The sequence below is a fragment of the Streptomyces sp. NPDC058683 genome, from assembly GCF_042716195.1.
Lineage (GTDB): Bacteria > Actinomycetota > Actinomycetes > Streptomycetales > Streptomycetaceae > Streptomyces.
In genome coordinates this window covers 300,319-313,364 of record NZ_JBHXSK010000004.1, presented here as the reverse complement: position 1 = coordinate 313,364, position 13,046 = coordinate 300,319, and the positions used below count along the sequence as shown (strand labels likewise).

The window sequence follows — 13,046 nt, the reverse complement described above, 5'->3', positions numbered from 1 at the left end:
CCCACACTTCTACGTCAATCAATTGAGGCCGTAATACACACCGGCCGTTGTTCGTCCCATTTTCAAGCCCCGCAACACCGGCCTCTGCTCGTCAGTCAGCCCGTCGACCCGCCGAAGAGGTTTCCGCCACCGTTGGCATTGCCTCTGGTGTCTCCTTCGCCGGTCGTCTCCGTAGCCGACGGGGAGGACGTCGTGCCTCCCGTGCTGCCCGTGTCGGTACCGCCGTCGCTGGAGCAGTTCCAGGTGAACTGGCAGGTCTCGGTGGCCGTGGGCGACGGCGAGGTGGCCGTCTCGCTCGGGGTGATGCTGGGCGTGACGCTCGGCGTCTCGCTCGGAGTGATGACGGGCGTCGGAGTCGGGGAAGGAGCCCCCGCCTCGTCGGCGACCTCACCGATCTTGGTGGCCTTCGGGAAGCCCAGGTCGTTCTTGCCCTTCAGCGCGGCCGTCATGTACTCGGTCCACACCGAGGTCGGGATGTCACCACCGTGGATGGATGCCACGCCGGCGGTGCCGTTCATGGAGAGCAGCTCGGCGTCCTTCGGGTTCTCACGGAACATCGCCACCGAGGTCGACAGCTGCTGGGTGTAGCCGACGAACCAGGCCGACTTGTTGCTGTCGGTGGTACCGGTCTTGCCCGCCGCCGTACGGCCCAGGGCCTTGGCGGCCTTAGCCGTACCGTTCTGGATCACGTTCTGCAGGGTGTCCGTGACGTTGTTCGCCACGTCCTCGGGGATCGCCGAGGTCACCTTGGGCTTGGAGAAGCCGTTCAGCTCCTGGCCGTCCTCCTTGACGGCGGTCACCGAGTAGGGGTCCGTGTGCTCGCCGGAGGCCGCGAAGGTCGCGTAGGCGTCGGCCATGCGGATCGCGCTGGGGGTGGACGTACCGATGGCGAACGACGGGTTGAGGTCCTGCGACATGCTGTCCAGCAGGATCCCGGAGGCCTGGGCCACGTCCCGTACCTTCGTCATGCCGACGTCCACGCCGAGCTGCACGAACGGCGTGTTGATCGACTGCTCCATCGCCTTGCGCAGGCTGATGTAGCCCCAGGGGTATTCGCTCTCGTTCCTCTGCCGGAAGATCGAGTTGTCCTTGTTCAGGAAGTACGAGCCGTCCGGTTTCCGCACCTTGAGGTTGTCGTCGCCGTTGTACTTGCTCAGCGGCGAGACCCCATCGGGAGAGGTCTTGTACGAGCCGTACTGCATGGCCGCCGCCAGGACGAACGGCTTCCACGTCGAACCGACGGGGACACCCGAGGTGTCGGCGTTGTTGGTGAAGTGGTTGTTCTCGTAGCCGGCGCCGCCGTACAGGGCGACGATCGCGCCGTCCTTGGGCACCACCGACGCCGCACCGAACTGGACGTACTTGTCCTTCTCGCGGTTCTTCGGGTCCAGACGCTCCTTCTGGACCTTCTGCACGGCCGCGGTCAGCGCGTTGACCTTGTCCTTCTGGAAGGTCGTGTAGATCTGGAAGCCGCCCTGGTCGAACCGCGTCTCCGTGATGTTGGAGTGCGCGAGGACGTACTTCTTGGCCGTGTCGGCGAGGTAGCTGATCTGGCCGGTCATGCCCTTGGTCGCCTTGCGGCCCTGGGGCATCGGGTACTTCTTGGTCGCCTCCTGGTACTGGGCGTCGGTGAGGTGCTGATCCTTGTGCATCTCCTCGAGGATCCAGGCCCAGCGGTCGTGCGAGCGCTTGTAGTTGGCTTCCTTGGTTGCCGAGGGGTCGATGTCCGGGTTACCCGCGGGGTCGTAGTACGTCGCACCCTTGAGGAGTCCCGCGAGGACCGCGCACTGGCTCGGCGTGAGGTTCTTCGCGTCCACGCCGTAGTAGGTCTGGGCGGCGGCCTGGATGCCGTACGCCCCACGGCCGAAGTACGAGGTGTTCAGATAGCCCTGGAGGATCTCCGGCTTGGTGAGCTTGGTGCCCACCTTGACGGAGATGAACATCTCCTTGAACTTGCGTGTGAGCGTCTGGTCCTGGCTGAGGTAGGTGTTCTTGACGAACTGCTGGGTGATCGTCGAACCACCCTGCGTCTCCCCGCCCTGGGCCATGTTGACGAGCGCGCGGGCGATGCCCTTGAAGTCGACGCCCGGGTCCGTGTAGAAGCTCTTGTTCTCCGCCGAGATCACCGAGTACTGCATCGCCTCGGGGATCTGGTCGATGGTGACGTTCTGCCGGTTGACGCCGGTGCCCGTCGCGACCATCTGCTTGCCGTCGGCCCAGTAGTAGACGTTGTTCTGGGACTTGGCCGCGGTGTTCTCGTTCGGGACGCCCACCATGGCGTATCCGACGCCCACCAGGGCCACCAGGCTGCCGAAGAAGGTGAGGGAAAGCCCGGAGACGAGCTTCCAGGAGGGAACCCAGCGGCGCCAGCCGAACCTGTTCGCCCTGGGGTAGTCGATGATGCGTTTCTTGCCGGGCGCCGTGGACGCCCGGCCTCTGCCGCGCCCGGGCCCGGCAGGGCCACCCGGAGCACGGCTCGCGTTGTCGGCCGCTCTGCGGCGGCTTCCCGTGTTTCTCTGCGTTGCCCGGCGTGCCTCGGCACGGCTTCCGTACGGACGCTCTTCGCCTTCCGAGCTCTGAGAGTCCGACCCATAGGAAGGGGACCCATAGGAGTCGGAAGGAGACCCGGTGGCGCCTCGCGGTGCCGCACGGCGGCCGGAGGACGGGCCGGACTGGCCGCGTCGGGCCGCGGCACGTCCGCCTCCCTGCGGCTGCGGCGGTTTGCGACGGTGCTCGCTCATCGAACGATTACTCCTCGGGCAGGCGCACCCGTGCGCGCCTGGAAACGGCGGCTGGTTTCCGGTCCCCCCAAAGTACGGATGTGGTCGGTCCTGCATTCACCCGTACTGCACCGGGGACAGGGACGCCCCCCAGGCGTCACTTGGTTCCCGGTGGTGTGCATGCCGCACAGACTACGCACCACCAAAACCCACCGAGCCCCTAAGTTCACCCCAAATCAGGCAAGTTGCCTCCTACGAATCGGTGATGTGATCCCGTTCACCGTCGCTCCTCTTGTCGCACCGGGATCGCCGATCTATCGTCGTGATGTATCGAGCCGATACATCAGAGCGAGATAAGCGCGTCAGAGACGAGAGGAGGCGACCATGAGCCGACGGTCCGGCATCCTTGAGTTCGCCGTGCTCGGCCTGCTCCGCGAATCCCCGATGCACGGCTATGAGCTGCGGAAACGGCTCAACACCTCACTGGGCGTCTTCCGGGCGTTCAGCTACGGGACGCTCTATCCCTGCCTCAAGACGCTGGTTGCCAACGGCTGGTTGATCGAGGAACCGGGGAACACCACCGAGGACGCCCTCGCCGCACCGCTCTCCGGCCGTCGCGCCAAGATCGTCTACCGGTTGACGGCCGAAGGTAAGGAGCATTTCGAGGAGCTCCTCTCCCAGACCGGCCCCGACGCGTACGAGGACGAGCACTTCGCGGCGCGGTTCGCCTTCTTCGGGCAGACCTCGCGCGATGTGCGGATGCGCGTACTGGAGGGCCGTCGCAGCCGGCTGGAGGAGCGCCTGGAGAAGATGCGCGCCTCGCTGGCACGCACCCGGGAGCGCCTCGACGACTACACGCTTGAGCTCCAGCGCCACGGAATGGAGTCCGTGGAGCGCGAAGTGCGCTGGCTGAACGAGCTCATCGAGAGCGAGCGGGCCGGGCGGGACATGAAGAGTCCCGCTTCCGGAGGGTCCGCTCAGCAGAACACCACCAATGGAGCGCCGGGCAACCTGCCCCGGTCCGGGGAGACCCGGCCGGATTTGTCCGACGACACCACCACGTGAGACCCGGTCAGGGCCTCACTCGCACACACAGGGAGCAACCGGAATGGGTTCGGTTCGCGTAGCCATCGTCGGCGTGGGCAACTGTGCCGCGTCGCTGGTCCAGGGAGTCGAGTACTACAAGGACGCCGATCCGGCGTCCAAGGTCCCCGGCCTGATGCATGTCCAGTTCGGCGAGTACCACGTCAAGGACGTCGAGTTCGTGGCCGCGTTCGACGTGGACGCCAAGAAGGTCGGTCTCGACCTGGCGGACGCCATCGGCGCATCCGAGAACAACACCATCAAGATCTGTGACGTGCCGAACACCGGCGTGACCGTCCAGCGCGGTCACACCCTCGACGGCCTCGGCAAGTACTACCGCCAGACCATCGAGGAGTCCGAGGCCGAGCCGGTCGACGTCGTCCAGATCCTCAAGGACAGGCAGGTCGACGTCCTCGTCTGCTACCTGCCCGTCGGCTCCGAGGTCGCGGCGAAGTTCTACGCCCAGTGCGCCATCGACGCCAAGGTCGCCTTCGTCAACGCCCTCCCGGTCTTCATCGCCGGCACCAAGGAGTGGGCGGACAAGTTCACCGAGGCCGGCGTCCCGATCGTCGGTGACGACATCAAGTCGCAGGTCGGCGCCACCATCACGCACCGCGTCATGGCGAAGCTGTTCGAGGACCGGGGCGTCGTCCTGGAACGCACGATGCAGCTGAACGTCGGCGGCAACATGGACTTCAAGAACATGCTTGAGCGCGAGCGCCTGGAGTCCAAGAAGATCTCCAAGACGCAGGCCGTCACCTCCCAGATCCCCGACCGGGACCTCGGCGAGAAGAACGTCCACATCGGCCCGTCCGACTACGTGCAGTGGCTGGACGACCGCAAGTGGGCCTACGTCCGCCTGGAGGGCCGTGCCTTCGGTGACGTCCCGCTGAACCTGGAGTACAAGCTCGAGGTCTGGGACTCCCCGAACTCCGCGGGTGTCATCATCGACGCCCTGCGTGCCGCGAAGATCGCCAAGGACCGCGGTATCGGCGGCCCGATCCTCTCCGCGTCGAGCTACTTCATGAAGTCCCCGCCGGTCCAGTACTTCGACGACGAGGCCCGCGAGAACGTGGAGAAGTTCATCCGCGGCGACGTCGAGCGGTAACTCGGCACCACGCCGAACGCTGACGTCCGTCGCTCGCAAAAATCGCTCCTGCCAGGGCTGTGAGAGTCCCCGGGTCCCCCGACCCGGGGACTCTCCCCGTGTGTGAGGCTGTGCCCCATGCCCGTCGTCCGCGACCTGCGTGTCCTGCTGCGCCTGCGGGACTTCCGCCGCCTGCTCACCGTCCGTCTGCTCTCCCAGGGCGCCGACGGCGTCTACCAGGTCGCGCTCGCCGCCTACGTCGTCTTCTCCCCGGAGAAGCAGACCTCACCGGGCGCGATCGCCTCGGCCATGGCGGTCCTGCTCCTCCCGTACTCCCTCGTGGGCCCCTTCGCCGGCGTCCTGCTGGACCGCTGGCGCCGCCGCCAGGTCTTCCTCTACGGCAATCTGCTGCGTGCGCTCCTGGCCGCGGTCACCGCCGTCCTGATGGCCGGCCATGTCCCCGACTGGCTCTTCTACGTCTCCGCCCTGTGTGTCACGGCCGTCAACCGCTTCGTCCTTTCGGGGCTGTCCGCCGCCCTTCCACGCGTGGTCGATCCCGAACGTCTGGTGCTGGCCAACTCCCTGTCCCCGACCGCAGGCACCCTCGCCGCGACCGCCGGCGGCGGGCTCGCCTTCGCCGTACGGCTGCTGGCCTCCGACTCCGATGCAGCGGTCGTGCTGCTGGGCGCGGCGTTGTACCTGTCCGCGGCCCTCACCTCGCTGACCATGGCCCCCGGGCTCCTCGGCCCCGACCGGCATCCGGCACAGCCCAGCCTGGGAACCGCTGTGATCACCACCGCACGCGACCTCCTGGAGGCGATACGGCACCTCGCCGCACCCCGGCGCCGCGAGGCGGTCTGGGCGCTGCTCTCCATGACGGTGATGCGCTTCTGCTACGGCGCCCTGCTCGTCCTGGTGCTGATGCTGTGCCGCTACGCCCTCTCCGCCGACCCGGACGACGGGCTCGGGCTGCTGGGGCTGGCCTTGGGGATCTCCGGCGCGGGCTTCTTCGCGGCGGCCGTGGTGACGCCCTGGGCCGCGGGGCGTCTCGGCCCCGGGCGCTGGATCGTCGTGTGCGCCGCGTCCGCCGCCGTACTGGAGCCCGCGCTGGGCCTCCCGTTCACGACAGTCCCCATGCTCGTCGCTGCCTTCGTCCTGGGACTGATCACCCAGGGCGCGAAGATCGCCACCGACACCATCGTCCAGTCATCCGTCGACGACGGCTTCCGCGGCCGGATCTTCTCCGTGTACGACGTGCTCTTCAACGTCGCCTTCGTGGGGGCAGCCGGGGTCGCAGCCCTGATGCTCCCACCGGACGGCCGCTCCGCGGCCCTCGTCATCACCGTCGCCTTCATCTACGCGGCGGTTGCAGCGGCCATGGCCCGCTTTGAACGCCGCTGAGGGCCACAGCAGACTCACGGAACCGCAACGGAGAGGGGCGATGTTTCACGTGAAACATCGCCCCTCGTTACGTCCCGGCCGGTTCATGTTTCACGTGAAACATGAACCGGCTCCACGCGCTCAGCCTTGCCCGGCCCACCACTCCTTGAGTGCGGCCACCGCAGCATCGTGCTCCATCGGCCCGTCCTCCAGCCGGAGCTCCAACATGTGCTTGTAAGCCTTGCCGACCTCCGGGCCGGGCCGGATCCCAAGGATCTCCATGATCTGGTTACCGTCGAGGTCCGGGCGGATGGCGTCCAGATCCTCCTGCTTCTGAAGCTCGGCGATGCGCTCCTCCAGGCCGTCGTAGGCCCGGGAGAGCGCCACTGCCTTCCGCTTGTTGCGGGTAGTGCAGTCGGACCGGGTCAGCTTGTGGAGACGGTCGAGCAGGGGACCCGCGTCACGGACATAGCGACGCACCGCCGAATCCGTCCACTCCCCGGCGCCGTAGCCATGGAAGCGGAGATGGAGTTCGACCAGGCGTGAGACGTCCTTCACCAGTTCGTTGGAGTACTTCAAGGCCGTCATGCGCTTCTTGGTCATCTTCGCGCCGACCACCTCATGGTGGTGGAACGAGACACGACCGTCCGTCTCGAAACGGCGGGTACGAGGCTTGCCGATGTCGTGCAGCAGCGCAGCAAGGCGGAGGGTGAGGTCGGGACCGTTCTCCTCCAGCGCCACGGCCTGCTCCAGGACGATCAGCGAGTGCTCGTAGACGTCCTTGTGGCGGTGGTGCTCATCACTCTCCAGGCGCAGGGCGGGCAGCTCGGGCAGAACATGGTCGGCCAGGCCGGTGTCGACGAGCAGCGTCAGTCCCTTGCGCGGGTGGGTGGAGAGGATCAGCTTGTTCAGCTCGTCCCGGACCCGCTCGGCCGAGACGATCTCCAGGCGTCCGGCCATGTCCTTCATCGCCGCGACGACCTCGGGGGCCACCTCGAAGTCGAGCTGGGCTGCGAAACGGGCAGCGCGCATCATCCGCAGCGGGTCGTCCGAGAAGGAGTCCTCGGGCGTCCCCGGGGTGCGCAGCACACGGGCCGCCAGGTCGTCCAGCCCGCCGTGCGGGTCGATGAACTCCTTCTCCGGCAGCGCCACCGCCATGGCGTTGACCGTGAAGTCCCGCCGGACGAGGTCCTCCTCGATGGAGTCGCCGTAGGACACCTCAGGCTTGCGTGAGGTGCGGTCGTACGCCTCGGACCGGTAGGTCGTGACCTCGATCTGGTAGCCGTCCTTCTGCGCCCCGACGGTGCCGAAAGCGATACCGACCTCCCAGAGAGCGTCCGCCCAGGGCCGGACGATCTTCAGTACGTCCTCGGGGCGAGCGTCGGTGGTGAAGTCCAGGTCGTTGCCGAGCCGGCCCAGCAACGCGTCCCGGACCGAGCCGCCGACCAGGGCAAGCGAGAACCCGGCCTCCTGGAATCGGCGGGCGAGGTCGTCGGCGACGGGCGCCACCCGCAGCAGTTCGCTCACCGCGCGCTGCTGCGCCTGGCTCAGGGCAGTGGAAGGAGTGTCTTCATTGGCGTTCGGCACAACAGAACAGGGTACGTGCCCCGAGCAGGTCGAAGCGCCTCCATATTCCGGCAGCGCCCCACACAAGGCCTCCATACAAGGGGAGTGGGACAGCTCACTCCATACCCGCACAAGGCCAGCGCTCGCCGCTTACATGAGTCTCCCGGCGATACTGGAATATAGGGGACGGGTCGATCTCCTCCCCCGATCTTGTGGAGCAGACCGCGGCACTTCCGCTCAGCGCGCCTCGTTACCATGCGTGGACGCACATTCCGACGACCACTGACGATGACGAGGGACGGACGAGCGCGTGGCCGAGGCGGCAGACATCCAGGGGACGCCCTCACCTGCCCGTCGCTGGCTGCGGCGGACCGGGGCACTGCTCGCGGGTGCGCCCCTGCTGGCCGCACTGGTGCAACTGCCCGCCGCGGTTCCGGCGCAGGCAGCCGACTCGGACACGGTGTCCGTCGCCCTGGACTCGCTCAGCCCCAGCGCCCCCACTGACGGGGACACGCTGACGGTCTCCGGCACGGTGACCAACAACGGCAAGCAGGCCGTCACGGACGCCCACGTGGACCTGCGTGTGGGTTCCCAGCTCAGCACGCGCTCCGCGATCGGCTCCGCCGCCCGGCACCCCGACGACCTCAATGCGAGCCTCGGCACGGCGATCGGCGGTAAGTACACCGAGGACTTCGACTCGCTCGCCCCGGGGGTCGCCGAGCACTTCAGCATCTCCGTGCCGGTCGACCAGCTCGACCTCGGCCAGGACGGCGTGTACCCGTTCGGCGTCTCGCTGTCCGGCCAGACGTCCGCGCAGCCGTGGGAGCAGGTGCTCGGCATCCAGCGGACGTTCCTGCCGTGGCAGTCCTCCGAGGCCGACACAAGGACCAGGACGACGTATCTGTGGCCGCTGATCTCCACGGTCCACGTGACGGCGAAGACGGGCGCGGGTGAACTGCAGACGCCGGTCTTCCTCGACGACGACCTCGCCAAGGAGATCTCACCCGGCGGCCGGCTGGCACAGATGCTGGCGCTTGGCAAGGACCTGGACGTCACCTGGGTGATCGACCCGGACTTGCTGGCCTCCGTGGACGCGATGACCCGCAGCTACCGGATCCAGGGCGCCGGCGACAGCACCACGGCCGGCACCCATCAGGCCGTGGCCAAGCAGTTCCTGGCTGATCTGCAGGACACGGTGGCGGACAAGGAAGTCGTGGCCCTTCCCTTCGCCGACCCGGACCTGGCCTCCCTCGCCCACAACGGCACCAGCGTGACCGGCTCGCTGAGCCACCTCAAGGACGCCACCGATGTCGCCGCCACCACGGTGGAGACCGTGCTCCATGTCACACCGAGCACCGACTTCGCGTGGCCCGTGAACGGTGCCGTCGACCCGTCGATCATCAAGGTCGCCACCTCGGCGGGCGCCGACAAGGTGATCGCCCGCAGCGACAGCCTCCAGGAAACCGGCGGGCTGCCCTACACGCCCTCGGCGGCACGTCCGATCGGCGGCGGCACGACGGCGGTGGTCGCGGACGCGCGACTGTCCACGGCATTCCAGGGCGATCTGACGAAGGCGGACGCGGCCACCCTCGCGGTGCAGCAGTTCCTGGCCCAGAGCCTGGCCCTGAACACCCAGACCGACAAAGAGCGCAGCATCGTCGTCGCCCCGCAACGGATGCCGTCGGCGAGCCAGGCCCAGGCGATGGCGACGGCGATCACCGTGTTGCAGGACGGCAACTGGTCGCAGTCCCAGGACCTCGCGGCGGCGGCCAAGGCCAAGCCCGACCCCGGCGCGACCACGAAGATCCCCTCGTCGTCCGCCTACCCCTCCGCGCTGCGCAAGCAGCAGCTGCCCCGTACGGCCTTCGAGCAGATCGCCCGGACCCAGGACAAGCTCGACAACTTCCAGGTGATCCTCACCAACCAGTCCCGGGTGGTGACTCCCTTCGGGCGGGCCATAAACCGGGAGATGTCCACGTCCTGGCGGGGCCGCGGCAGCGAGGCCGACAGCTTCCGCACGGGCGTGGAGTCCTGGCTCGACAGCCTCATCGGCCAGGTCAAGCTGATCGACAAGTCCGAGACCAAGCTCTCCGGCCGCAGCGCCACCATCCCGGTGACCGTCCAGAACAACCTGGTCCAGGGCGTCGACCACCTCGTCCTGCGGCTCACCTCGACCATGCCGACCCGCCTGGAGATCGGCGGCAAGGCCTACTACGAGCAGCCGGTCGAGGTCTCCGGCGGCCACACCCAGTCCGTGAAGTTCTCCACGTCGGCCAACGCCAACGGCCGGGTGGAGGTCATCGCCCAGCTCTACACCGAGGACGGCCAGGAGTACGGCGACCCCGTCCGGTTCGACGTGAAGGTCACCGAGGTCACGCCCACCGTGATGCTGGTCATCGGCGGCGGTGTGCTGCTGCTGGTGCTCGCCGGGTTCCGGATGTACACCCAGCGCAAGCGGGCGGCCGCCCGCCGTGCCGAGGAGGGCGACGGTCCCGACGAGACGGGCGAGGACACCCCGGAGGCTCCGCAGACTCCTGAGACTCCCGAGGGTCTGGAGACCGACGGCCCCGAGGACACCGGCCGGGCGGGGAACTCCCACGCTGATGAGGATCGTCTCCAGGAAGAGTCCGTGGCCCGCTCCGGGGCAGACGACCCGGAGCAGCCGAGTGACCCGACACCGGACACCGCATCGGAAAGCGCCGACCCGTCCGGGACGGGTGAGAGAGTGGACCGTTGAGCGATGTCGTGGCCGGTGTGGCCCGGGACGATGAGGTGGGGTAACCATGAACGCGCCGTACGACGGTGAACGCGGCCAGGGCGCGGCCGGTTCGGGCTACCCCGAGCCGCCGCCGGAGGCCGGCCAGGTCCCGCCGCAGCACGCGGCTGACATGTACCTCCAGGACGCCTACGACCAGGACCCCTACCGGGCGCAGGACCTCTCCGCCCAGGACCCGGTCGCCGAGGCGCTCTACGACCGCGCCGCGCACCCCCCGCCGCCCCCGGGCATGTACCCGCAGCAGCCGCTGTACGGCCAGCCCGCGCAGTCACCGTACGCCCCGGACCCGCAGGTGTGGGCCCAGACCCCGCCGCCGGAGCCGGAGGGCCAGACCCAGTACCTGCCGTACGGCGACAACCCGCGCACGACCCAGTTCGTGGGCGTGGACGATCTGGTCACGCACTCCGGTGAGGAGCGCCACGAGCCGGACGCCTTCGCGCACCTCTTCCGGGACCAGCAGCAGGGCAGCGGCAACCCGCAGACGGACCCCCGGTCCGTTCCGGGCCCCGCGGGCCAGTACCCGCCGTCATCGGGCCAGTACCCGCCCCCCGCCGGCCAGTACCCGCCGCCCACGGGTCAGTACCCGTCGTCGCCGCAGGTCCCCGCCGCCCAGAGCCAGTACGCGGCCCCCCGGTTCCCGCAGGCGCCTTCCGCACCAGGGGCCCCCGCCGCCGAGCCGGTGCCCGCCGCTCCGGCGGCCCCCGCTGCGCCCTCGGCCCCCGCGGCCAAGAAGGGCGGGCGTGCCTCCGGGCTCCTGAAGTCCAGTGCCGTGATGGCGGCGGGCACGATGGTCTCCCGCCTCACGGGTTTCGTCCGCTCCGCGCTGATCGTCTCCGCCCTGGGCGTGGGTCTGCTCGGCGACACGTTCCAGGTCGCCTACCAGCTGCCGACGATGATCTACATCCTGACCGTCGGCGGCGGCCTCAACTCCGTCTTCGTGCCCCAGCTGGTGCGGGCCATGAAGGAGGACGAGGACGGCGGCGAGGCGTTCGCCAACCGTCTGCTGACCCTCGTGATGGTGGCGCTGGGCCTGCTCACCGCGGCCACGATCGCGGCCGCGCCCTTCCTGATCCGCCTGCTGTCCGACTCGGTCGCCAGCGACCCGGCGGCCAACGAGGTCGGCATCACCTTCGTCCGCTACTTCCTGCCCTCGATCTTCTTCATGGGCATCCACGTGGTGATGGGTCAGATCCTCAACGCGCGGGGCAAGTTCGGCGCGATGATGTGGACCCCGGTCCTCAACAACATCGTCATCATCGTCACCCTCGGCCTGTTCATCTGGGTGTACGGCACCGCCGCGCACTCCGGCATGAAGGTCACCACCATCCCGCCGGAGGGCCAGCGGCTGCTCGGCCTCGGCGTGCTGCTCGGCCTCGTGGTCCAGGCCCTGGCGATGATCCCCTACCTGCGCGAGACCGGCTTCCGGATGCGGCTGCGCTTCGACTGGAGGGGACACGGACTCGGCAAGGCCGCCACCCTCGCCAAGTGGACCGTGCTGTTCGTCCTCGCCAACCAGGCGGGCGCGCTCGTCGTCTCCCAGCTGTCGACCTCGGCCGGCAAGAAGTCCCCGGTCGACGGCACCGGCTTCGCCGCCTACGCCAACGCCCAGCTGATCTGGGGCCTGCCGCAGGCCATCATCACGGTCTCCCTGATGGCGGCCCTGCTGCCACGGATCTCCCGCTCGGCCGCCGAGGACGACACCGGCGCCGTCCGCGACGACATCTCCCAGGGCCTGCGGACCACCGCCGTGGCGATCGTGCCCATCGCCTTCGGTTTCGTGGCACTCGGCATCCCGATGTGCACCCTGATCTTCGGCTCCTCGGGCACCAGCGAGGCCACCAACATGGGGTTCATGCTGATGGCCTTCGGCCTCGGCCTGATCCCCTACTCGGTGCAGTACGTCGTCCTGCGCGCGTTCTACGCCTACGAGGACACCCGCACCCCCTTCTACAACACGGTCATCGTCGCCGTGGTCAACGCGGGCGCATCGGTCGCGTGTTACGTCCTGCTGCCGTCCCGCTGGGCGGTGGCCGGCATGGCCGCCTCCTACGGCCTCGCCTACGCGATCGGCGTGGGTGTCGCCTGGAAGCGGCTGCGCAAGCGGCTCGGCGGCGACCTGGACGGCTCCCAGGTCACCCGCACCTACGCGCGGCTGTGCATCGCCTCCGTACCGGCCGCGCTGCTCAGCGGTGCGGCCTGCTACGCGATCGGCCACACTCTGGGGCAGGGCGTGATCGGTTCCTTCGCCGCGCTGATGGCCGGCGGAGCGGTCCTGCTGGGCGTCTTCTATGTCGCCGCGCGCCGCATGCGGATCGAGGAGCTCAACTCCCTCGTGGGTATGGTGCGCGGGCGTCTGGGTCGCTGAGGTAGGGGTACGCGCACAACCATCGTCCGTCGCCGTGTGTCGTGCATAGCGGCAGACTGTGGGCACAAT

Annotated in this window: 7 protein-coding genes; 5 read left to right on the top strand and 2 right to left on the bottom strand. The window is 68.4% G+C overall.

Features of this window, described 5'->3' with window-relative positions:
• Positions 1-95 precede the first annotated feature (95 nt).
• Complete coding sequence (locus tag ACFWXC_RS06820) at positions 96-2,741, bottom strand: transglycosylase domain-containing protein (RefSeq protein ID WP_384474163.1); 2,646 nt, start codon at positions 2,739-2,741, stop codon at positions 96-98.
• A gap of 363 nt (positions 2,742-3,104) precedes the next feature.
• Between ACFWXC_RS06820 and ACFWXC_RS06815 the strand changes: the two genes are divergently transcribed.
• From ACFWXC_RS06815 to ACFWXC_RS06805, 3 genes are all read left to right on the top strand, one after another.
• Complete coding sequence (locus tag ACFWXC_RS06815) at positions 3,105-3,785, top strand: helix-turn-helix transcriptional regulator (RefSeq protein ID WP_384474159.1); 681 nt, start codon at positions 3,105-3,107, stop codon at positions 3,783-3,785.
• A 43-nt stretch (positions 3,786-3,828) separates the two neighbouring features.
• Positions 3,829-4,911 carry an inositol-3-phosphate synthase gene (locus tag ACFWXC_RS06810; protein ID WP_384474156.1) on the top strand — a complete coding sequence of 361 codons (1,083 nt, stop codon included), beginning with the start codon at positions 3,829-3,831 and terminating at the stop codon, positions 4,909-4,911.
• A gap of 117 nt (positions 4,912-5,028) precedes the next feature.
• Entirely contained in the window at positions 5,029-6,291 is a 1,263-nt protein-coding gene (locus tag ACFWXC_RS06805) for an MFS transporter (protein WP_384474153.1), read from the top strand.
• 120 nt (positions 6,292-6,411) lie between these two features.
• Here the strand turns inward: ACFWXC_RS06805 and ACFWXC_RS06800 are convergent, their stop codons facing one another.
• Complete coding sequence (locus tag ACFWXC_RS06800) at positions 6,412-7,857, bottom strand: CCA tRNA nucleotidyltransferase (protein ID WP_384474151.1); 1,446 nt, start codon at positions 7,855-7,857, stop codon at positions 6,412-6,414.
• Positions 7,858-8,146: 289 nt separating this feature from the next.
• On the opposite strand from ACFWXC_RS06800, the gene ACFWXC_RS06795 reads away from it, so the two are divergent.
• Positions 8,147-10,573, top strand: coding sequence for a DUF6049 family protein (locus ACFWXC_RS06795; protein WP_384474148.1), 2,427 nt, complete (start codon positions 8,147-8,149; stop codon positions 10,571-10,573).
• Positions 10,574-10,619: 46 nt separating this feature from the next.
• Positions 10,620-12,977 (top strand): murein biosynthesis integral membrane protein MurJ, encoded by a 2,358-nt coding sequence (gene murJ / locus ACFWXC_RS06790; protein ID WP_384474145.1) that lies wholly within the window; start codon positions 10,620-10,622, stop codon positions 12,975-12,977.
• The last annotated feature ends 69 nt before the right edge of the window (positions 12,978-13,046 follow it).